Raw genomic sequence first — 20,002 nt, 5'->3', positions numbered from 1 at the left:
CCCCGCCACCGTGCCCTTCGCGCCCTACCGTCGGCTCATGCGCGACCAACGGCTCCCCACCTCGCCCGGCTTCTGGCGCAGCCCGCTGCGCGGACCGTGGTTCACCTCCGTCCTCGGCCTGGTGCTGCTCATCGGCGTCACCGTGCTGTTCGTGACCGGTCTGGTGTCCTACGCCGCCTACAACCCGGGGCTGTCCCCGGTGAACGACGAGACGCCCGGCAAGGGAATCCTGGGCTTCTACCTGTTCTCCTGGCCGACCAGCCCGGTCTGGCTGTACCGGCTCACCCAGGGGGTGCACGTCACGCTCGGGATCACCCTGATCCCGGTGCTGCTGGCCAAGCTGTGGTCGGTGGTGCCCAAGCTGTTCGCGCTGCCGCCGGCCCGGTCGCTCACGCACGCCCTGGAGCGGATCTCGCTGCTGCTGCTGGTCGGGGGAGCGCTGTTCGAGTTCACCACCGGCGTCCTCAACGTCCAGCTCGACTACGTCTTCCCCGGCTCCTTCTACCCGCTGCACTTCTACGGCGCCTGGGTGTTCTTCGCCGCGTTCGCCGTGCACGCCGCGCTGCGGGTGCCGGCGGCCGTGCGGACCGTGCGGCGGCGGCGCGACCCCGCCGCGCCCCCGGCGGTCGGTGCCTCGCCCCCGGCCGTCGGCGCGGATCTGGTCGCACCCCGCCCCGATCCGCCGAGCGTGTCTCGGCGCGGGGCGCTGTGGCTGGTCGGCGGCGGTTCGCTGCTGCTGTTCGCGACGAGCGCCGGGCGCAGCTTCGACGGGCCGCTGCGGCGCACCGCGCTGCTCGCCCCGCACGGCTTCGAGGAACCGGGCGGCGGCCCGGGCGGCTTCCAGATCAACAAGACGGCCGCCTACGCCGGGATCGACGCCGCCGAGACGGACGAGGAGGTGTGGCGGCTGACCGTCACCGGCCGCACCGGCACCGTCCGCCTCACCCGCGGCGACCTGCTGCGGCTGCCGCAGCACAGCGCCGCGCTGCCGATCGCGTGCGTCGAGGGCTGGTCGACCTCGGACCAGTGGTGGCGCGGCGTACGGCTGTGCGACCTCGCCGCGCTCGTCGGGTACGACGAGGCGGCCGACGTGCTGGTGGAGTCGCTCCAGCGGCACGGCGCCTTCCGCCGGGCCGCGCTGAGCGCCGCCCAGGTCGCCGACGGCCGCTCGCTGCTCGCCCTGTCCGTCAACGGCGAGCCGCTCACCCCGGACCACGGCCATCCGGCCCGGGTCGTCGTCCCGGCCGCGCCGGGCGTGCTGAACACCAAGTGGGTGGCCCGTATGACGTTCGGAGACCTGTGATGCCGCACCGCCCCGGTTTTGCGCGGCGCCGCCGTGCCGCCCTCGGCAGCCCCCTCCAACTGCTGCTCCTCGCCTGCTCCTTCGCCCTCGCCGCCTACGCCGGGGTGCGGCTGCTGGCGGGCGACCGGCTCGGCGTCGTCCTCTGGTTCGCCGGCGCGGCACTTCTGCACGACCTGGTGCTGCTGCCGCTGTACGCCGCCGCGGACCGTGCCCTGGTGCGGGCGTGCGGGGCGGCCGGCAACCGGGCGTGGGCGGGGTACCTGCGGGTTCCGGCCGCGCTGTCCGGACTGCTGCTGCTCGTGTGGTTCCCGCTGATCAGCGGCCAGGTGGCGGGCCGTTACCGGCTGGCGGCCGGGCTGCCGGCGGACGGCTTCGCGACCCGCTGGCTGCTGATCAGCGCCGCCCTCTTCGGCGGTTCCGCGGTGGTGCTGGTGTGGCGGGCGCGCAGGGCGACGAAGCACCGGCCGCCCGCCGACCACTGAGCGTCCGCCCGCCAGCCCGCGAACACCGCGCGTCGCACCAGGGCCGGAGTGCCCAGCCGCGCCCAGGGGAAGGGGCGCCCGGTCCCGCCCCCGGCGTCGGTGAGCCGGACGGTGAGCCGCTCGTCGACGTCCACCGGCGCGGTCTCGGCGAGCACCAGTCCGCCCGGCACGAGCACGCGGGCCAGCCGGGCGAGCAGGGCACCGGGATCACCGCCGATGCCGATGTTGCCGTCCAGCAGCAGCGCCGTGCCCCAGCGGCCCTCGTCGGGCAGCGGCGAGAAGACGGAACGGCACACCGCGTGCGCCGCACGCGCCGCTCGGCCGTCACCCGGCCGGTGCGCGGCGCCGGGGTCCGTCCCCGTGGCGCGTCGCGCCGGGTGCGGAACGGCTGCCGGCGGGCGGGGTGACGCGGACGGCGTCCGGGCGAGGGCCGGGATCGCCGTTCCCGGCGGGGAGGGCCGGCCGTCGGCTCGGCCGGCCCGGGCCGCCCCGCCGGGCGGGGGAGTGCCGTCCGGATCCGGGCCGGGTGCGCCGGCGTTCGCGGGCCGGGGCGCGGAGGGGAGCCGGCGCAGGGTGTGGGCGACGGCCGCCTCGCTGACGTCGAGGCCGAGCACCGGCCGTCCGCGCGCGGCGAGCGCGGCGACCAGCCGTCCCGGCCCGCAGCCGACGTCGAGGACGGCACCCTCGCACCGGTCCAGCACGTCCAGGTCCACCGCGTCGGCGTTCGCGCACCACCGCTCCACCTCCAGCGGCAGCAGCCGGCCGTCGGCCCGCCGCAGGAACAGCGGTCCGCGCCCGGCGCGCAGCGCACCGGCGTAGGGCTCGTCCCCGGCCCAGGCGCCGCCGTGCCGGATGCCTGCCGCCTCCGGAGCCCGCCGCCCGGCGCGAGGGGGCGGCGCCGCGTGCCCGCTCACCGGCCGGAACCCGCCGTGAGGCGGACCAGCCGGGCGGCGAAACGGCCGTGCGGCGCCTCGCGGGCGACGGCCGCCGCGTCGTCGGCGGTGTCCACGTCGCGCAGCCGGGGCAGTTCACGCACCCGCAACCCCGCGGCGCGCAGCCGCTCCCGCTGCACGGCACCGGTCACGTGCGTCGACATCGGCACGCCGCGCACCAGCCGGGGGTCGGGCGCCGCCAGGCCCAGGGCCCAGAAGCCGCCGTCCTCGGCGGGCCCGAACCACGCGTCGCAGCCGGCGAAGTCCACGGCGAGCAGCTCCGGTGTCACCTGCGGGGTGTCCATGCCGATCAGCAGGGCCGGGCCGTCGCACCCGGCGAAGGCGTCGGCGAGCCGCCGGTCCAGCCCGCCGGCGCACTGCGGTACGACGTCGAACCCGGCCGGCAGCCACGGCCCGGGAGTGCCGTCGAGGACGAGGAGGCGCCGGGCGGCGGGCGTCGCCGCCACGGCGGCCAGGGTGTCGGCGAGGGCGGCCTCGGCGAGCGCGGCGGCCTGCCGGGGCGTGAACGGCGGGGTCAGCCGCGTCTTCACGCGGCCCGGCAGGGGCTCCTTGGCGATGACGACCAGCGTGCCCACCGGCACCGCCTCCGCCCGCGCCGGACCACCCCTGCCGCCCGCCCTGTCCGAGCGGTCCCCGTCCCGGCCCGTCGTCCGCAGGCGGTCGTCCCCGCCGGCCCCGGCCCCCGAGGGGTCGTCCCCGCCGGCCCCGGCCTCCGAGCGGTCCCGGTCGCCGCTCGCGTCGTAGGAGGTCACCGCTGCCGCCCCCCGTCCGTCGCCGGCTCGGCCAGGGTGCGGCTCATGTCCCGTACCGCCTGCCAGGTGCCGCGCCAGGTGCCGGTCACCTTGGAGGCGCCGGTGCGCGGCAGATACGGCACGTCGTGCTCGGTGATGCGCCAGCCGGCGTCGGCGGCCCGCACGACCATCTGCAGCGGGTAGCCGCTGCGCCGGTCGGTCAGCCCCAGGGCGAGCAGCGGCTCACGGCGGGCGGCGCGCAGCGGGCCGAGGTCGCGCAGGCGCACCCCGGTGCGGCGGCGCACGAGACGGGACAGGGCGAGGTTCCCGGCGCGGGCGTGCACCGGCCAGCTGCCGCGGCCCTGGGGCCGGCGCCGGCCGAGGACCAGATCGGCCGCGCCCGAGCGGATCTCCCGTACGAACGGCTCCAGCAGCGCCGGGTCGAGGGAGCCGTCGCAGTCGCAGAAGCAGACGATGTCCGCGCGTGCCGCGAGCAGTCCCGCGTGGCAGGCGGCCCCGAACCCGCGCCGGGGCTCGTGCACGACGGTCGCGCCGAGCTCGCGGGCCAGCTCCGCGGAGCCGTCGCGGGAGCCGTTGTCCACGACGAGGGCCCGCCAGCCGCGGGGTACGCGGGCCAGGACCCAGGGAAGCGCCTCCGCCTCGTCCAGGCAGGGCAGGATCACATCGACGCCGCAAGGGGCGGAAGAGGTCGTCACGGCACTCACCCTACGGACGCAAAACCGGCATTCCGGGCCGCGCCTCCTTACGAAACACGGACATCGCAGCGCTGGTCCGCCACCGGTGCGGCACCGGCACCCACCCGGTGCGAGGCTGGTCCCATGCAGCAGCCGCACCCCTCCCCGCAGCTCGCCGGCGACGACCGGACGGCATCCTCGGCGCGGGTCCTGGTCGTCGACGACGACCCCACCGTCGCCGAGGTCGTCGCCGGCTACCTGGTCCGCGCCGGCTGTGCCGTGGACCGCGCCGCGGACGGGCCCGGCGCGCTCGACCAGGCCGAGCGCAACCGCCCCGACCTGGTGGTCCTCGACCTGATGCTGCCCGGCATGGACGGCCTGGAGGTGTGCCGCCGGCTGCGCGAGCGCGGACCCGTGCCGGTGATCATGCTCACCGCCCGCGGCGACGAGGACGACCGCGTCCTCGGCCTGGAGGTCGGCGCCGACGACTACGTCACCAAGCCGTTCAGCCCCCGCGAACTGGTCCTGCGCGTGCGGTCGGTGCTGCGCCGCACCCGGCCCGGACCGCCGCCCGGCCCGGTCACCGCGGCCGGACTCGCGCTCGACCCGGCCGCCCGCCGCGCCACCCGCGACGGCGCCGAACTCGCCCTGACCCTGCGGGAGTTCGACCTGCTCGCCTTCTTCCTGCGCCACCCCGGGCACGCCTTCAGCCGCGAGGACCTCATGCGCGAGGTGTGGGGCTGGGACTTCGGCGACCTGTCCACGGTCACCGTCCATGTGCGCCGGCTGCGCGCCAAGGTCGAGGACGACCCGGCCCGGCCGCGCCTGATCCAGACCGTGTGGGGGGTCGGCTACCGGTTCGACCCCGCCGGGGGCGAGGAGCGCTGAGGTGTCCGACACGCTGCTCATCGCCCTATACGCCTTCTGCGGCGCCGCCGCCACCGGCCTGGCCGGAGCGGGCGTCCTGCGGCTCATCCGCCGCCGCTCGCTGACCGCCTCGCTCGCCGTGGTCGCGGCGGTGGCGGTGGGCGCGATGCTCGCCGGCACCCTCGCGGTGGCGGAGGCGATGTTCCTGTCCGCGCACGACCTGAGCGTCGTCACCACCGTCGTGGCGATGGCCGCGGTCGTCTCCCTGGCCACCGCGCTGCTGCTGGGCCGCTGGGTGGTGGCCCGCAGCCGGGAACTCGCCCTGGCCGCCCGCTCCTTCGGCGACGGCGGTTCCTTCGCGGCGCCCGCCGGCCCGACGACCGCCGAACTGGACCAGCTCAGCCGGGAACTCGCGGCCACCAGCGCCCGGCTCGCCGAGTCCCGGGAGCGCGAACGCGCCCTGGAGTCCTCCCGCCGCGAGCTCGTCGCGTGGATCTCGCACGACCTGCGTACCCCGCTGGCCGGTCTGCGCGCCATGGCCGAGGCGCTGGAGGACGGGGTGGCCGCCGACCCCGGCCGTTACCTGCGGCAGATGCGCACGGAGGTGGAACGCCTCAACGACATGGTGGGCGACCTGTTCGAACTGTCCCGCATCCACGCCGGCACCCTCGCCCTGAGCCGTTCCCGGATGTCGGTGTACGACCTGGTCGGCGACGCCCTCGCGGGGGCCGGCCCGCTGGCGCGCGAGCACGGCGTGCGGCTGGTCGGCGACCGGGTCGAGCCGCTGCCCGTGGAGGTCGACGGCAAGGAGATGAGCCGGGTGCTGGGCAACCTGCTGATCAACGCGATCCGGCGGACCCCGGCGGACGGCACGGTCGCGGTCGCCGCCGAACGCGCCCCGGACGGCGTGGTGCTGTCGGTGACCGACGGCTGCGGCGGCATCCCCGAGGAGGACCTGCCCCGCGTGTTCGACACCGGGTGGCGCGGCTCCGACGCGCGGACCCCGCCGGCCGGCGCGGGCCTCGGACTGGCCATCGTCCGCGGCATCGTGGAGGCCCACCAGGGCCGGGCCGCCGTGCGCAACGTCGGGGGCGGCTGCCGCTTCGAGGTGACCCTGCCGACGGCCGAGGCGTGACGTCCCGGGCACATCCGCTGACCGGCCGCCGCCCCCCGCCCGCGACGGCCGGTGCCTGACGGCGCGCCGGGCGCCCGGCCGTTCAGGCCCCGGCCGCGAACTCCCGCATCCCGTCCTCGAAGGTCACCCGCGGCCGCCAGCCGAGGTCCGCGCGCAGCCGGGCGGAGTCCGCCGTGATGTGCCGGACGTCGCCGAGCCGGTACTCGCCGGTCACGACGGGGGCGGGCCCGCCGGAGGCCGCCGCGAGCGCGCGGGCCAGGTCGCCCACGGTGCGCGGCTCGCCGCTGCCGGTGTTGTAGGCCGTCAGCGCCCCCGGGGCGGAAGGGGCCTCCAGCGCCGCCACGTTGGCCGCGGCCACGTCCCGCACATGCACGAAGTCGCGCCGCTGCCGCCCGTCCTCGAACACCCGGGGCGCCTCGCCCCGCCCCAGGGCGGAACGGAAGAACGACGCCACCCCGGCGTAGGGGGTGTCGCGCGGCATCCGCGGGCCGTACACGTTGTGGTAGCGCAGCGACACGGCCGTACCGCCGGTGGAGCGCGCCCAGGCGGCCGCGAGATGCTCCTGGGCGAGCTTCGTCGCCGCGTACACGTTGCGGGGGTCGGCCGGGGCGTCCTCCGCGACGAGCCCGGGCTCCAGATCCCCGCCGCAGCGCGGGCAGCGCGGCTCGAACCGCCCCTCCGCCAGGTCGGCGACGGCCCGCGGCCCCGGACGCACCACGCCGTGCGCGGCACAGCCGTACCGCCCCTCCCCGTACACCACCATCGACCCGGCGAGCACCAGGTGCCGCACTCCGGCCCCGGCCATGGCCGCGAGCAGTACGGCGGTGCCGTGATCGTTGCGCGAGACGTACTCCGGGGCGTCCGCGAAGCCGGTGCCGAGGCCGACCATGGCGGCCTGGTGGCACACGGCGTCGACGCCGGCCAGCGCCCGCCCGACCGCCGCCGGGTCGCGCACGTCCGCCCCGGGGTCCGTGCGCACGTCGAAGACCACGGGGTCGTGCCCGCGCGCGCTCAGCGCCTCGACGACATGGGACCCGATGAACCCGGCACCGCCGGTGACCAGTACACGCATGGCCGCAGGCTAGGCCCGCCGCGGGCGGTCCGGCGCTCGCCGTCCCGGCACGTCACGGCTTCGTAAGGCCCGCGTCAGGCGTCCGAGTAGCGGACGTCCCCGATGGTCCAGGCGGTGACGTCCTCGATGGCGACGCGGTACATGCCGCCGCTCTCCGGGATGCCGGTGGTGCCCTGGATGATCCGCGCCAGGTGGAAGTGGAGATGGGTGGGCGGCCGGTGCCGGTCGCCGGGGTCGTCCTCCTCCTGCGGCTGCGCGGTGAAGATCCCGGCGAACCTGCCGAGCCGCGCGGAGTCCCGCAGCACTTCGGCGACGCGCTCGCGCCAGGCCGCCTCGGGGGCGAGCCGCCCGGTGATCACGGCTCCGTCCACGACGACGGTCAGCGACATCTGGTTGCTGTGCCCGGACTCCACGTGCGAGGCGATCGCGACGAGCAGCTTGTCAGGGTGTGACATGCACCGACTCTATCGAGGAGGGGGCGGTGCGGGCTGCCGGAACGCCACGGCACGCGCCCGCCGGCTTGCCGCCGGGGCCGCACCGCGCTAACGTACAACCAAATGGTTGTAGATGAAGTGGGCGACGAAGCGGTGGACCGCCTGTTCCACGCGCTGGCCGACGCCACCCGGCGCGACATACTCCGGCGCTGCCTCACCGGCGGGGTGTCCGTGTCGCGGCTGGCCGACGCCTATCCCATGAGCTTCGCCGCCGTACAGAAACACGTCGCGGTGCTGCAGCGGGCCGGCCTGGTCACCAAGCAGCGCAGCGGACGGGAGCAGCTCGTGCACACGGATCCCGACGCGGTCGGCCGGGCACGGCAGGTGCTCGACGAACTGGAGTCGGCCTGGCGCGGGCGCGTGGACCGCATGTCCCGGCTGCTCGCCCAGGACTCCGCCACCGCGGCACAGGACACGGAAGGACAGCGGCAATGAGCGTCACCAGCGTCGACAAGGACCTCGACCACCTCACCCTCACCCTGGTCGCCGACTTCGGCGCGCCGGTCGAGCAGGTCTGGCAGCTGTGGGCCGACCCGCGCCGGCTGGAGCGCTGGTGGGGTCCGCCGAGCTACCCGGCGACCGTCGAGGAGCACGACCTGACCCCGGGCGGTGAGGTCCGGTACTTCATGACCGGACCCGAGGGCGAGAAGTACCGCGGCTGGTGGCGCGTCACCACCGTCACCCCGCCGGAGCTGCTGGAGTTCACCGACGGCTTCGCCGACGAGGACGGCAAGCCGGCCGACAGCATGCCCACCATGTCGGTGCGGGTGCGGCTGACCGCGCACGAGGGCGGCACGCGCATGGAGATGCGCTCCGCGTTCGACTCGCGCGAGCAGATGGACCAGCTGATGACGATGGGCATGGAGGAGGGCCTCCAGCAGGCCGTCGCCCAGATCGACGCCCTCCTCCCCGCCTGACCCTGGTGGGGGCAAGTCTTCGGCCCACCCCGCCCCCCGTCAGCGGCGGCGGGGTGGGCCCGGGTCGGCGCCGGGGGGTTGTTCGCGTGGGGGGCGGGTGCGTGGCTCCTCGGGGGGCTTCCCGGCATCGCGGCCCCACAGATGGTGTTCGTAGAGCCAATGGCCGAACATCGAGCCGCCGTAGACCACGAACCCCACCCCGATCAGCCAGGACTCGACGACGAGGACGATGCCGACCGTGCCGTAGCTGACCGCGTTGTCGACGATGAGCGGTGTGAAGACGAGGTAGGAGAAGCCTCTCAGGCCCACCAGGCCCATCATCGTGGCCAGCGAGCCCGGCAGCAGGTGCAGCCAGCGCACCTGCCCGCCGAGCAGGAAGTACTGGCCCCACCAGAAGAACAGGATCCCCGTCGCCGTCGACAGGGCGATCCGCTCCGGCCCGCTCAGCGCCTCACGGGTCTGCACCTCCTGGTACAGGTACACGGTCAGCGCGAACAGCCAGGCCGCCTGCCGCCAGATCTTGTGCCAGGGCCCCGGCGGCAGGTTCCAGATCCGCTCGTAGCCGTTCTGCACGCTGCCCGCGAAGGACACCCCGAACACGGCCAGCGCCAGACCGCCCAGGACGCTCGTGGAGTTCACCACGTTGTTGGGCGGCGTGGTGATGTCGGTGATGATCTTCGCGGACCGGCCGTGCAGTCCCATGCCGTCGGCCAGCCACGCCGAGAATCCGCCGCGCTGCAGCGGATCCGCGGCGGCCACCACGATGAGCAGGGGAGCCAGGGTGACCAGGGCCAGGGTGGCGAACCCCATGGCCCGGTGCATCAGCTCCAGCTCCCTGCCGCGCCGCAGGAGGTGGTGGTCCTTGACCCATCCCACTCCCTGCCACAGCACGCGCAGACTTCTGTTCACAGGGTGCTCTTCCGTCGGCTCCCGCACGGACAGCGCTCATCAGCAGCCTACTGGCCCCGCTGTCCGCGGCCAGTCGCCCGCGGAAGGCCGATCGGATGATCCCTCTGGTGCCTGGTGCCTGGTGCCTGGTGCCTGGTGCCTGGTGCCTGGTGCCTGGTGCCTCAGGGGCTCAGGCCTCCGACACCGCGCGGGCCGCGGCCCGGCCACCGGCGTCCGCCCCCGGCACGGCCTCCAGATGCGCCCGGACGTAGGGCACCGCCACCGTCGGCAGCTCCCCGTCGACGAACGCGGGCTGCACGTTCACCTCGAAGACGACCCCGCCGTGCTCCACCGCCAGGTCCACGCCCGCGAACGGCAGCCCCACCGAGGCGGTCGCCGCCACGGCCAGCTGAGCCAGCCGGGGCGGCAGGTCCGCCGGCGCGATCGGCACCGGAGTGGCGCCCTGGCAGGTGTTGCACGGGGTGTCCAGTGCCGGCTGCAGATGCTCGCGCGCGTGCACGATCCGGCCGTGCAGCACGAACACCCGGAACTGGTGGCGCCGCCCGTCCGCCGTGAAGTTCCCCGCGTCCCGCGACAGCAGCCAGTCCGTGCCCCGCTCGGCGTAGAACGCGGCCGCCCGCTCCAGCTGCCGCGGCCCGGTGATGTGGAACGTGTCGTTGCCGCCCGTGCCGATCACCGGCCGCGCCCACACGTCCCGCCCCAGCTTGTCGAAGGCCGCCGCGGCCTCCTGCCGGCCCGGCCGGGACAGCACCACGGTCTCCATGTGGGCCACCCCGTCCCGCGCGAACCGCGCGATCGTGCGGTCCTTCTCCGTCGCCGTCCGCCAGGCCTCCGGAGTGCCCACCAGAGGCGCCACCCCGTGGCGTGCCAACAGCCGCTGGAACGGCGCGAGTTCACGCCTGCGCTCGGGCGGGATCTCGTACAGCACGACCACGTCCGGCACCACGTCCACGCCCTCGTCCGGCACCAGCAGCCGTAACCGCCCGCCCTCCGGCACGGCCCGCCCGGCGCCGCCGGTGGCGAAGTGCCGGGAGTCCAGGCGCAGCGGGGGAGCACCGGTGAGCAGCTCGACGGCGCCGGCCAGGTACTCCCGGCAGCCCTCGGGCGAGGTGGGGTCGGCGATCAGAGCGACACGGGGTCGGGACACAGCGGCCTCCTGCGGCATACGACGCGCGCGGGCCGTGCGCGCACGGCGGCGCGGCCCGGGGCGAGCTACGGGGTGGTGTGCCGTTCACAAGGGCGATCGCCGGCACCTGGCGCGTCACGCCGCTCCCGCCCGGCGGGCGGATGCGGGCGGCGACCGGGGCGGGAGCCGGTGACCAGGGGCGTCACACTGTAGGCGCGGCGAAGGGGCCCGTACCAGGGCGCACACCCGGGGTCCCGGCCGGACGCACTGCACCGGCCGCGCCGCCGCCTGCCCGGCAGCCGCCTTGACACCCGACCCGCTCGCGCCCCCGCCCTGTCCAGACGCCCGGGACCAGGCCGCCGGCCGGCGCGCGGAGGGCCGGATGCCGCCGTCCGGGGTGGGGTCGTAACCCGTGTGAGCGCCCTGAATGGTGCCCGGGCCGGTTGTGACTGACGGTGGATCACGCCAGGGCCGGGTCTCTCCAGCTGACAAGGCGTCGGCTGCCCGGCCGCGACGGAAGGACTGTCGAATGCGTTCTGCCCGCATCCTGCTCGCCACCGCGACGGCCACCGCGGCCCTCGCCATCGCCGCACCGGCCTACGCCGAGGGCTCCGGTGGCTGGGACCACGAGGACTCCTCCTCCTACAGCAAGGAGCACGACAATTCCTACGGCAAGGAGCACGACAAGGACAGCAGCCACGGCAAGCCGCACGGCGGAATGCACACGGGTGGCGGAGCGCTGACCCTGCTCTCCAACGACGACTGGGGCACCCCCAAGGACCCCAAGCAGGACCCGGAGACGTACAAGAAGGACAACGGCGGCTCCGACTGGGGCGGCAAGACCCCCGGCAACGACAGCTGGGGCGGCGGCCAGGACAGCGGCGGCTGGAGCGGTGAGCACGACAAGCCGCGCGGCGGCATGCACACCGGTGGCGGCGCGCTCGCCAACCCGGGCGTCACCGCCGGCGGGCTGGCCGCCGTCGCCGTGGCCGGTGCCGGCCTGTACGCGCTGCGGCGCAAGAAGGTCTCCGGAAGCGTGGCCTGACCATGCCCGACGACATAGCCGACATAGCCCCACGGGCCGCCGCACGCGCATCCAGCCGGCGGCGGCCCCGCCGCTCCATCCCCCGGTTCTCGCCGCTGCCGTGCCCGAATGAGGTGGTGTTCCGATGGCAGCAAACCCCCCGACCTCCCCCGACACGGACGAGCAGCAGCCCCGACGCGGACCGCGTACCCTCGCGACCCTCTTCTGGGCCGCCGTGGCGCTCGTCGCCGTGGTCGCCCTCGCCGGCAACCAGGGCACCTCCGCACCCGGCGCCGGGCCCCGGCCGCACGCCGCGCCCGCCGTCGCCGCCCCGCCCACGGCAGCCCCCGCCGACTCGGGGCGTCATCTGCCCCGCTCCCGGCCGACCCGCCTGCTCATCCCCGCGATCGCGGTCGACGCCCCCTTCACCGACCTCGCCATCGACGCGAGCGGACGGCTCCAGCCGCCCCCGCCGGACGACACCAACCTCGTCGGGTGGTACGCCAAGGGCCCCTCGCCCGGTGAGGCGGGCACCTCGGTGATCGCCGGGCACGTCGACACCAAGACCTCCGCGGCCGTCTTCGCCCGTCTGTACGAACTGCGCAAGGGCGACCTGATCTACGTGGACCGCGCCGACGGGCGCCGCGCCGCCTTCGTCGTGGACAGCGCGGAGACGTACGACAAGGACGACTTCCCGAGCGACCGCGTCTACGCCGACACCCCGCAGTCCCAGGTGCGCCTGATCACCTGCGCCGGCAGCTACGACCGATCGGCCCGCGACTACACCCAGAACCTCGTCGTCTTCGGCCACCTGGCCTGACTCCGGCACCGCCCGACCGCACCCAGTAATCTGTGGCCATGACTGATGCGCCGACCCTCACCGCCCGCGAGGCCTTCGATCTGCTCCTCGACGGCAACCAGCGATTCGTCTCCGGTACCCCCCAGCACCCGAACCAGGACGCCGCCCGCCGCGCCGAGACCGCCCCCTCCCAGAAGCCGTTCGCCGTCCTCTTCGGCTGCTCGGACTCCCGGCTGGCCGCCGAGATCATCTTCGACCGTGGTCTCGGTGACCTGTTCGTGGTGCGCACGGCGGGCCATGTGGTGGGCTCCGAGGTGCTCGGCTCCATCGAGTTCGGCGTGAGCGTCCTCGACGCCCCGCTGGTCGTCGTCCTCGGCCACGACTCCTGCGGTGCCGTCACCGCCGCCTGCAACGCCCTGGAGAACGGTCAGACGCCGGGCGGCTTCGTGCGCGACGTCGTCGAGCGGGTCACGCCCAGCGTGTTCGCCGCCCGCGCGGCCGGCGACACCAGCGTGGAGGCGGCGCTCGACGAGCACATAAAGCGCACCGTCGACCTGCTGCTGGAGCGGTCCCGCGACCTCGCCGAGCGCGTCGAGTCGGGCAAGGCCGCCGTGGTCGGCCTGTGCTACCGGCTGGTCGACGGCAGCGCCCGCATCGTCGCCGCCCGCGGCCTCGACGTGGCCGAGCCCGCCCGTTCCTGACCCCCTCCGACGGGCCGGCCGATGGCGGCCGGCCCGTTCCTGCTGATGGCGGCGAGGACCAGCGGCGCCGGGCCGAGGCGCGACCGCGGGGTTCGCCCGCGTGCGTCCGAAAGTCACCCGTTCCGGCCTGACCAGGTGTTTTAAAGTGACAGGCACCAGTCAGGGCCACCGAAGGTGACCGTAAGGCAAAGCCATCTGTGAGGTATGCGCGAACCATGGCGACCGAAACGTTTGAGTTCCAAGTCGAGGCCCGTCAGCTGCTCCAGCTGATGATCCACTCGGTCTACTCGAACAAGGACGTCTTCCTGCGGGAGCTCGTCTCCAACGCCTCCGACGCGCTGGACAAGCTGCGCCTGGCCAAGCTGCGGGACGACACGCTCGACGCGGACGTGTCCGACCCGCACATCGAGATCGAGGCCGACAAGGACGCCCGTACCCTCACCGTGCGGGACAACGGCATCGGCATGTCCTACGACGAGGTCGGGCGGCTCATCGGCACGATCGCGAACTCGGGCACGGCCCAGTTCCTCAAGGAGCTGAAGGAGGCCGAGGCCGAGGGCGGCGCGGAGGGCCTCATCGGCCAGTTCGGCGTCGGCTTCTACTCCGGCTTCATGGTGGCCGACGAGATGACCCTGGTGACCCGGCGGGCCGGCGAGAGCCAGGGCACCCGCTGGTCCTCCCGCGGCGAGGGGACGTACACCCTGGAGCGGGTCGACGACGCCCCGCAGGGCACCGCCGTCACCCTCCACCTCAAGCCCGCGGACCCCGAGAACCAACTGCACGACTACACGTCCGAGTGGAAGATCCGGGAGATCGTCAAGCGGTACTCGGACTTCATCACCTGGCCGGTGAAGCTGGTGCAGCCCCAGGGCGAGAGCGGCGAGGCGCCCGAGCCCGAGACGCTGAACTCGATGAAGGCGCTGTGGGCGCGCTCGCGCGACGAGGTGTCCGACGACGAGTACCACGAGCTGTACAAGCACATCAGCCACGACTGGCGCGACCCGCTGGAGACGATCCGCCTCCAGGCCGAGGGCACCTTCGAGTACCAGGCCCTGCTGTTCCTGCCCTCCCACGCCCCGCACGACCTGTTCACCCAGAACTTCCGGCGCGGCCTGCAACTGTACGTCAAGCGCGTGTTCATCATGGACGACTGCGAGGAGCTGCTGCCGCCCTACCTGCGGTTCGTCAAGGGCGTCGTCGACGCGCAGGACCTCTCCCTCAACGTCTCCCGGGAGATCCTGCAGCAGGACCGCCACATCCGCGCGATGCGCAACCGCCTGACGAAGAAGGTCCTCGCCACCGTCAAGGAGATGCGCGAGAAGAACCCCGAGCGCTACACCACCTTCTGGCGGGAGTTCGGCGCGGTCCTCAAGGAGGGCCTGGTCACCGACGCCGAGAACCGCGACACCCTCCTCGCCGTCGCCTCCTTCGCCTCCACCCACAGCGCCGAGGAACCGACGACCCTCAAGGCGTACGTGGAGCGGATGAAGGACGGCCAGGAGGACATCTGGTACGTCACCGGCGAGTCCCGGCAGGCCGTGGAGAACTCCCCGCACATGGAGGCCTTCCGCGCCAAGGGCATCGAGGTGCTGCTGCTCACCGACCCCGTCGACGAGGTCTGGGCCGACACGGTGGGCGCCTTCGAGGGCAAGCGGCTGCGCTCGGTCGCCAAGGGCGAGATCGACCTCGACGGGAAGGACGAGCAGCAGGCCGACGGCGAGAAGGAGAAGCAGGCCGAGAGCTACGCCGCTCTGCTCGGCTGGATGAAGGAGCAGCTCGCCGAGGACATCAAGGACGTCCGCCTGTCCTCCCGGCTCACCGTCTCCCCGGCCTGTGTGGTCTCCGACGCCGACGACCTGACCCCCGCGCTGGAGAACATGTACCGCGCGATGGGCCAGGAGGTCCCGCGCACCAAGCGCATCCTGGAACTCAACCCCGGCCACCCCCTGGTGCAGGGCCTGAACCGGGCCTTCCAGCAGGACTCCGGGGACCGCACCGCCCTCACCGAGACCACCGAACTGCTGCACACCCTGGCGGTCCTCGCCGAGGGCGGCCAGCCCAAGGACCCCGCCCGCTTCGTGAAGCTGGTGGCGGAACGGCTGGAACGGGGCCTGTAGCCACCCGCCGGCCCCGCCCCGCGCGGCGCACGAGCCCCGCAGGGCGCACCAGCTCCGTGCGCCGCGCGACCGTGCGCCGCGCGACGGGGGACAGCGCGGGGCCGTGCACACCTCTCCCGCGCGCCCGCGCAAAGGTGTAAGGATGTAATCGGCGCCTTCTGGACCGGCGGAAGGGGGCGCGCCGTGGCCGAGACTCTCTCCGAGCCCGACCGCTCCGGCGAGGAGCGGTTCGCGCTCGACGCGTATTCGCGGATCGTCACCTCGGTGGCCGCCGAGCTGACGCCCAAAGTGGCGGCGGTGACCGTCGCGCACCGGTGGAGCCGGGGGCGGTTCGTACGGGGCACGGGGTCCGCCGTGGTGTTCACCGACGACGGGTTCCTGCTGACCAACGCGCATGTCGTGGGCCGTTCCGACGCCGGCACGGCCTCCTTCGCCGACGGCACCACCGTGCCGTTCCACGTCATCGGCGCCGACCCCCTCTCGGACCTCGCGGTCGTCCGCGCCGACGGGCCGACCCCGCCGCCGGTCCGGCTCGGCGAGGCCGACTCCCTGCGGGTCGGGCAGCTGGTGGTGGCCGTCGGCAACCCGCTCGGGCTGGCCGGCAGCGTCACCGCCGGGGTGGTCAGTGGGCTCGGCCGGTCCCTGCCGACCAGCGAGGGCGCCGCGACCCGGGTCGTGGACGACGTCGTCCAGACCGACGCCACCCTCCATCCCGGCAGCTCGGGCGGGGCACTCGCCACCGCCGACGGGGCGGTCGTCGGCATCAACACCGCCATCGCGGACGTCGGCCTGGGCCTCGCCATCCCGGTCAACGCCACCAGCCGGCAGATCATCACCGCCCTGCTGTCCGCCGGCCGCGTGCGCCGCGCCTACCTGGGCATCGCCGGTACGCCCGCCCCGCTGCCGCCGCGGCTGCGGGACCGCACCGGGCGGCGCACCGGACTGCGGGTCGCCGAGGTCGTCCCGGCCTCCCCGGCCGCCCGCGCCGGGCTGCGCACCGGCGACCTGCTGCTCACCGCCGACGGCGAACCGGTGGGCAGCGCCCAGGCCCTCCAGCGCCGGATGCTGGAGGACGCCATCGGCCGCCCGCTCGCCCTGACCGCCCTGCGCGGCGACGCCCTCGTGGACGTGATCGCGACCCCGGTGGAGCTGGTCGCGGAGGACTGAGCCGGTCCACGGGGCGGCGGTGCCGGGACGCTCGCGATCCCCTCACCCTCGACCCTCCACGGACCCCACCAGCACCCCGTCGTCCGCCACTCCGATCCGCACCCCCTCGCTGATGCCGTCCAGCACCTCCCGCAGCCACTCCCGGTCCGGTCGCGGTGCCCGTTCCAGACGCATGCGGCGGGAGCGCAGCGGCAGCGCGCGCAGCCCGGTCAGCCGGCCCGTGGCCCGCTCGACGGTGGCCAGGTAGGCCAGGCGCAGGTCGTCGCGGTACCGCTCGTGGCCGGCGATGCCCTCGTAGTCGTCGACGAAGTCGCCGCAGCCGTGCAGGATCAGCCGTCCCCGGTAGACCTCGATGGGGCGGGGGTGGTGCGAGGAGTGGCCGTGCACCACGTCGACGCCGCCGTCGATCAGGGCGTGCGCGAAGCGGACCTGCGCGGCGGGCACCCGGTAGCCCCAGTTGGATCCCCAGTGCACCGACACCACCGTGAGATCGCCGGGGCGTCTGACGCGCGACACCCGTGCCAGCAGGGCGTCCGCCGCGTCCGGCGTCAGGGCGGGCAGATACGCCACCCCGGAGCGGTCCGCGCCCGCCGCCCAGTCCGCCGGGATGCCGCTGCACCGCGTCCCGATCGCGAACACCAGCACCCGGCCGCCGCCGGCCGGCACCACCGCGGGAGCCCGCGCCACCCGGGCGTCCGGCCCGGCGCCCGCCGTGCGCAGGCCCGCCGCGGCGAGCGCGGCGAGGGTCTCCGCGAGGCCGGTGCGGCCGAAGTCCAGGACGTGGTTGTTGGCCAGCACGCACACGTCGGCGCGGATCATCAGCAGCGCGGGCAGGTTCGCCGGGTGCATCCGGTAGTGCACCGCCTTGTCGGGCGCGAAGGCGCCACAACGGGTCACGGAGGTCTCCAGGTTGACGATCCGCACGTCCGGCGCCTCGGCCTCCAGCCACGCCAGGGCCTCGCCCCACGGCCAGGACGGCAGGACCGGCGCGGGCACCGGGCCGCGGGCCGCCTCCGCCAGCCGGACGTAGACGCGCGCGTCGTCGACGTACTCCTCGCGCAGCGCCGGGTCGCCGGGGTGCGGAAGGATCTGGTCGACGCCGCGCCCGAGCATCACATCGCCGCACAGGAACAGCGTCACGGTGCCGCCGCCCATGCCTCCACGGTACGGCGGGGAGCCGTCGAGGAAGGGAATCTCCGGTCCGGGGCTTGTCCCGGAAAACCTGGGCGCCTAGGGTCGTCCTCCGGGTGACGGTAAGCGCTTTCTAGGGAGAGGTCGAGGGGGCCTTCGAGGATCCTCCCGGCTGCCCGAGCGTGCCTGCCCTCGCCCCGGCCCGCCGTCGACCCCGAGGAGCGTCGCATGCCCCTGCCCCCCGCCCGCCGCCGCGTCGCCGTCATCGGCACCGGCGCCATCGTCGGCGGCGGCCACCTGCCCGCGCTGCGGGCCCACGCCGACCGCGTGGAACTGGTCGCCGCCGTCGACGTGGACCAGGGCCGGCTGGACGCCTTCCGGGAGCTCGCCGGCGAGCAGGTCGCCGGATTCACCTCGGCCGGCGCCATGCTGGACGCCGTACGCCCCGACCTGGTGCTCATCGGGACACCGCCGGCGCTGCACCGGGAGCAGACGGTCGCCGCGCTCAAGGCGGGCGCCTGGGTGCTGTGCGAGAAGCCGCTGTGCCTGTCCCTCGCGGAGTACGACGACATCGCCGCCGCCGAGCAGGCGTCCGGCGCGTACGCCTCGGTCGTCTTCCAGCACCGCTACGGCTCCGGCGCGCAGCACGCCCGCGAGCTGATCGCGCGCGGCGAGCTGGGCGCGCCCCTGGTCGCGCACTGCCAGACGACCTGGTACCGGGACGCCGCCTACTACGCGGTGCCCTGGCGCGGCCGCTGGGCGAGCGAGGGTGGCGGCCCCACCATGGGCCACGGCATCCACCAGTACGACCTGCTGCTGCACCTGCTCGGGCCGTGGCAGGAGGTGCGCGCGATGGCCGCCCGGCTGGTGCACGACACCGAGAGCGAGGACGTCTCCACCGCCCTGGTCCGCTTCCGCTCCGGCGCGCTCGCCACCGTCGTCAACAGCGTCCTCTCGCCCGACGAGGTGAGCCGCATCCGCATCGACTGCGCGGACGCCACGGTGGAGCTGACCCACCTGTACGGGCACGGCAACGACGACTGGACCTACACCCCGGCCCCGCATGCCGGCCCCGAGCGCGCCGCCGCCTGGCGCGCCCCCGCCGCCGACGTGCCCAGCTCGCACACCGCCCAGCTCTCGGCCCTCCTCGACGCCTGGGACCGGGGCGTGCGGCCACCCGGCAGCGGACCCGAGGCGCGGGCCACCCTGGAGTTCGCGGCCGCCCTGTACAAGGCGGCCTTCACCGGGACGCCGGTACGGGCCGGCGAGATCGGCCCCGGCGACCCGTACTACACGGCCATGCACGGCGACCACCCCGACTGGGCCCCCGGGGAGGGCGCGTGAGCATCCGCGTCCACCACGTCCACGGCGAGCACATCGCGGTCGAGGCCGCGAGCGGCGTCGAGATCCTGCGGTACGTCTACCGGCCCGACCCCGAGGCCTTCGAGTCGCCCAAGCCGTACACCCACCCGCTGCGCACCCTGGCCGGGCACACCGTGACGGGCTACCGGCCCCATGACCACCGCTGGCACAAGGGGCTGCAGATGACGGCCAGTCATCTGTCCGGGCAGAACTTCTGGGGCGGCAACTCCTACGTCCCGGGCGAGGGCTATCTCGCCCTGCCCGACCGGGTCGGCTCCATGCGGCACGACGGCTTCACCTCCCTCACGGCCGACGGGGAACGCCTGGCGTTCACCGAGGAACTGACCTGGCTCGCGCACGGCGGGCGGCCCTGGGCGCGCGAGGAGCGCGGCCTCACGGTGCACGCCGTCGACGAGACGGCCGGCGCCTGGGCGCTGGACTGGTCGATCCGGCTCACCAACGTGCGCGGCGAGCCGCTGGTCTTCGGATCGCCGACCACCGCGGGCCGCGAGATGGCCGGCTACACCGGCCTGCAGTGGCGCGGCCCGCGCGACTTCACCGACGGCCGCGTCTTCACCGCCGACGCGGAGGGCGCGGAGCGGGTGATGGGCGGTCAGGGAGCCTGGCTGGCGTTCACCGCCGAGCACGACGAGGTCGACGCGCACTCCACGCTGGTCTTCGCCCACGCCCCGGAGAACCTCGACCTCGCTTCCGCGATCCACGCCTCCCACTGGTTCGTGCGCGCACGGCCCATCCCGACCGTCGCGTTCTCCTGGGCGTTCTTCGAGGAGTTCACGCTCCCTGCGGGGGAGTCCTTCGGCTACCGCTACCGGGTGGTCGTCGCCGACGGCGCCTGGGACCGCGAGCGGGTCGCCGCCCACCTGGAGCGCCTGCCGTGGTGACGAGCCCCGTCCCGCATCCGCTGCCCGGGACGACGCTGCCGGACACGTCCGCGGGGTCGTAGCGGCCCGGACCGGACGGTCCCGGCGCGTGTTTCCCGCCGTCGGCACGGCGCTG

The 20,002-nt window shown here is 74.9% G+C and carries 20 protein-coding genes; 12 read left to right on the top strand and 8 right to left on the bottom strand.

The window, feature by feature from the left end; genetic code table 11:
* The first annotated feature begins 37 nt into the window (after positions 1-37).
* Complete coding sequence (locus ACF1AL_RS04665) at positions 38-1,303, top strand: molybdopterin-dependent oxidoreductase (protein WP_391778938.1); 1,266 nt, start codon at positions 38-40, stop codon at positions 1,301-1,303.
* A gap of 337 nt (positions 1,304-1,640) precedes the next feature.
* Here ACF1AL_RS04665 and ACF1AL_RS04660 read toward each other — a convergent pair whose 3' ends face one another.
* The 3 genes from ACF1AL_RS04660 to ACF1AL_RS04650 all read right to left on the bottom strand — a co-directional run bounded on the left by ACF1AL_RS04660 (position 1,641) and on the right by ACF1AL_RS04650 (position 4,194).
* On the bottom strand, positions 1,641-2,699 hold the full coding sequence (locus tag ACF1AL_RS04660) for a methyltransferase domain-containing protein (RefSeq protein WP_391778937.1): 1,059 nt from the start codon (positions 2,697-2,699) through the stop codon (positions 1,641-1,643).
* Positions 2,696-3,313: a DUF2064 domain-containing protein gene (locus tag ACF1AL_RS04655; protein WP_391825471.1), complete on the bottom strand. Its 618-nt coding sequence runs from the start codon at positions 3,311-3,313 to the stop codon at positions 2,696-2,698. The genes ACF1AL_RS04660 and ACF1AL_RS04655 overlap by 4 nt, the downstream gene beginning before the upstream one ends.
* Before the next feature lie 173 nt (positions 3,314-3,486).
* Positions 3,487-4,194, bottom strand: a complete 708-nt coding sequence (locus ACF1AL_RS04650) for a glycosyltransferase family 2 protein (RefSeq protein ID WP_366839983.1) — start codon at positions 4,192-4,194, stop codon at positions 3,487-3,489.
* Positions 4,195-4,308: 114 nt separating this feature from the next.
* On the opposite strand from ACF1AL_RS04650, the gene ACF1AL_RS04645 reads away from it, so the two are divergent.
* Both ACF1AL_RS04645 and ACF1AL_RS04640 read left to right on the top strand, forming a co-directional pair.
* Complete coding sequence (locus ACF1AL_RS04645) at positions 4,309-5,052, top strand: response regulator transcription factor (RefSeq protein WP_391778936.1); 744 nt, start codon at positions 4,309-4,311, stop codon at positions 5,050-5,052.
* A 1-nt stretch (position 5,053) separates the two neighbouring features.
* Positions 5,054-6,166, top strand: coding sequence for a HAMP domain-containing sensor histidine kinase (locus ACF1AL_RS04640; RefSeq protein WP_366839981.1), 1,113 nt, complete (start codon positions 5,054-5,056; stop codon positions 6,164-6,166).
* A gap of 82 nt (positions 6,167-6,248) precedes the next feature.
* Here the strand turns inward: ACF1AL_RS04640 and ACF1AL_RS04635 are convergent, their stop codons facing one another.
* Together ACF1AL_RS04635 and ACF1AL_RS04630 are read right to left on the bottom strand one after the other, a co-directional pair.
* Positions 6,249-7,238, bottom strand: coding sequence for an NAD-dependent epimerase/dehydratase family protein (locus ACF1AL_RS04635; protein ID WP_391778935.1), 990 nt, complete (start codon positions 7,236-7,238; stop codon positions 6,249-6,251).
* A 74-nt stretch (positions 7,239-7,312) separates the two neighbouring features.
* Positions 7,313-7,693, bottom strand: a complete 381-nt coding sequence (locus ACF1AL_RS04630) for a hypothetical protein (protein WP_366839979.1) — start codon at positions 7,691-7,693, stop codon at positions 7,313-7,315.
* A gap of 102 nt (positions 7,694-7,795) precedes the next feature.
* Between ACF1AL_RS04630 and ACF1AL_RS04625 the strand changes: the two genes are divergently transcribed.
* The gene (locus ACF1AL_RS04625) at positions 7,796-8,167 is read left to right on the top strand and encodes a metalloregulator ArsR/SmtB family transcription factor (protein WP_366839977.1); all 372 of its coding nucleotides are present in this window, start codon (positions 7,796-7,798) and stop codon (positions 8,165-8,167) included.
* Positions 8,164-8,649, top strand: a complete 486-nt coding sequence (locus tag ACF1AL_RS04620) for an SRPBCC domain-containing protein (RefSeq protein WP_366839976.1) — start codon at positions 8,164-8,166, stop codon at positions 8,647-8,649. Before ACF1AL_RS04625 ends, ACF1AL_RS04620 begins: the two co-directional genes overlap by 4 nt.
* Positions 8,650-8,688: 39 nt before the next feature.
* On the opposite strand, the gene ACF1AL_RS04615 is transcribed toward ACF1AL_RS04620, so the two are convergent.
* Together ACF1AL_RS04615 and ACF1AL_RS04610 are read right to left on the bottom strand one after the other, a co-directional pair.
* The gene (locus tag ACF1AL_RS04615) at positions 8,689-9,558 is read right to left on the bottom strand and encodes a ribonuclease BN (protein ID WP_391696869.1); all 870 of its coding nucleotides are present in this window, start codon (positions 9,556-9,558) and stop codon (positions 8,689-8,691) included.
* A 169-nt stretch (positions 9,559-9,727) separates the two neighbouring features.
* Positions 9,728-10,705, bottom strand: coding sequence for a RimK family alpha-L-glutamate ligase (locus tag ACF1AL_RS04610; protein ID WP_391778934.1), 978 nt, complete (start codon positions 10,703-10,705; stop codon positions 9,728-9,730).
* A gap of 508 nt (positions 10,706-11,213) precedes the next feature.
* Between ACF1AL_RS04610 and ACF1AL_RS04605 the strand changes: the two genes are divergently transcribed.
* The 5 genes from ACF1AL_RS04605 (at position 11,214) to ACF1AL_RS04585 (ending at position 16,492) form a co-directional block, all read left to right on the top strand.
* The gene (locus ACF1AL_RS04605; protein WP_391659186.1) at positions 11,214-11,729 is read left to right on the top strand and encodes a hypothetical protein; all 516 of its coding nucleotides are present in this window, start codon (positions 11,214-11,216) and stop codon (positions 11,727-11,729) included.
* 124 nt (positions 11,730-11,853) lie between these two features.
* A complete protein-coding gene (locus ACF1AL_RS04600; RefSeq protein WP_391778933.1) occupies positions 11,854-12,528 on the top strand; it encodes a class F sortase in 675 nt (224 codons plus the stop codon).
* 38 nt (positions 12,529-12,566) lie between these two features.
* Complete coding sequence (locus ACF1AL_RS04595; protein WP_386585308.1) at positions 12,567-13,208, top strand: carbonic anhydrase; 642 nt, start codon at positions 12,567-12,569, stop codon at positions 13,206-13,208.
* A 215-nt stretch (positions 13,209-13,423) separates the two neighbouring features.
* Positions 13,424-15,325, top strand: a complete 1,902-nt coding sequence (gene htpG / locus ACF1AL_RS04590; protein ID WP_391778932.1) for a molecular chaperone HtpG — start codon at positions 13,424-13,426, stop codon at positions 15,323-15,325.
* A gap of 183 nt (positions 15,326-15,508) precedes the next feature.
* Positions 15,509-16,492 carry a S1C family serine protease gene (locus ACF1AL_RS04585; protein ID WP_384209329.1) on the top strand — a complete coding sequence of 328 codons (984 nt, stop codon included), beginning with the start codon at positions 15,509-15,511 and terminating at the stop codon, positions 16,490-16,492.
* 42 nt (positions 16,493-16,534) lie between these two features.
* On the opposite strand, the gene ACF1AL_RS04580 is transcribed toward ACF1AL_RS04585, so the two are convergent.
* On the bottom strand, positions 16,535-17,647 hold the full coding sequence (locus tag ACF1AL_RS04580) for a CapA family protein (protein WP_391778931.1): 1,113 nt from the start codon (positions 17,645-17,647) through the stop codon (positions 16,535-16,537).
* A gap of 204 nt (positions 17,648-17,851) precedes the next feature.
* On the opposite strand from ACF1AL_RS04580, the gene ACF1AL_RS04575 reads away from it, so the two are divergent.
* Together ACF1AL_RS04575 and ACF1AL_RS04570 are read left to right on the top strand one after the other, a co-directional pair.
* Positions 17,852-18,967 carry a Gfo/Idh/MocA family protein gene (locus ACF1AL_RS04575; protein ID WP_391778930.1) on the top strand — a complete coding sequence of 372 codons (1,116 nt, stop codon included), beginning with the start codon at positions 17,852-17,854 and terminating at the stop codon, positions 18,965-18,967.
* Positions 18,964-19,887 (top strand): PmoA family protein, encoded by a 924-nt coding sequence (locus ACF1AL_RS04570; protein WP_391778929.1) that lies wholly within the window; start codon positions 18,964-18,966, stop codon positions 19,885-19,887. The genes ACF1AL_RS04575 and ACF1AL_RS04570 overlap by 4 nt, the downstream gene beginning before the upstream one ends.
* Positions 19,888-20,002 lie beyond the last annotated feature (115 nt).

The organism is Streptomyces sp. NPDC014801 (assembly GCF_043082085.1).
In the GTDB taxonomy this organism is placed as follows: Bacteria; Actinomycetota; Actinomycetes; order Streptomycetales; family Streptomycetaceae; genus Streptomyces.
The sequence above is the reverse complement of the archived record's forward strand: the minus strand, read 5'-3'. Positions and strand labels throughout refer to the sequence as shown.

Bases quoted from the DNA above. Each gene is read 5' to 3' on its own strand.
- ACF1AL_RS04665 (WP_391778938.1), top strand. From the start codon at position 38: ATGCGCGACCAACGGCTCCCCACCTCGCCCGGCTTCTGGCGCAGCCCG.
- ACF1AL_RS04645 (WP_391778936.1), top strand. From the start codon at position 4,309: ATGCAGCAGCCGCACCCCTCCCCGCAGCTCGCCGGCGACGACCGGACG.
- ACF1AL_RS04635 (WP_391778935.1), bottom strand. From the start codon at position 7,238: ATGCGTGTACTGGTCACCGGCGGTGCCGGGTTCATCGGGTCCCATGTC.
- ACF1AL_RS04630 (WP_366839979.1), bottom strand. From the start codon at position 7,693: ATGTCACACCCTGACAAGCTGCTCGTCGCGATCGCCTCGCACGTGGAG.
- ACF1AL_RS04625 (WP_366839977.1), top strand. From the start codon at position 7,796: ATGGTTGTAGATGAAGTGGGCGACGAAGCGGTGGACCGCCTGTTCCAC.
- ACF1AL_RS04620 (WP_366839976.1), top strand. From the start codon at position 8,164: ATGAGCGTCACCAGCGTCGACAAGGACCTCGACCACCTCACCCTCACC.
- ACF1AL_RS04605 (WP_391659186.1), top strand. From the start codon at position 11,214: ATGCGTTCTGCCCGCATCCTGCTCGCCACCGCGACGGCCACCGCGGCC.
- ACF1AL_RS04600 (WP_391778933.1), top strand. From the start codon at position 11,854: ATGGCAGCAAACCCCCCGACCTCCCCCGACACGGACGAGCAGCAGCCC.
- ACF1AL_RS04595 (WP_386585308.1), top strand. From the start codon at position 12,567: ATGACTGATGCGCCGACCCTCACCGCCCGCGAGGCCTTCGATCTGCTC.
- htpG (WP_391778932.1), top strand. From the start codon at position 13,424: ATGGCGACCGAAACGTTTGAGTTCCAAGTCGAGGCCCGTCAGCTGCTC.
- ACF1AL_RS04580 (WP_391778931.1), bottom strand. From the start codon at position 17,647: ATGGGCGGCGGCACCGTGACGCTGTTCCTGTGCGGCGATGTGATGCTC.
- ACF1AL_RS04575 (WP_391778930.1), top strand. From the start codon at position 17,852: ATGCCCCTGCCCCCCGCCCGCCGCCGCGTCGCCGTCATCGGCACCGGC.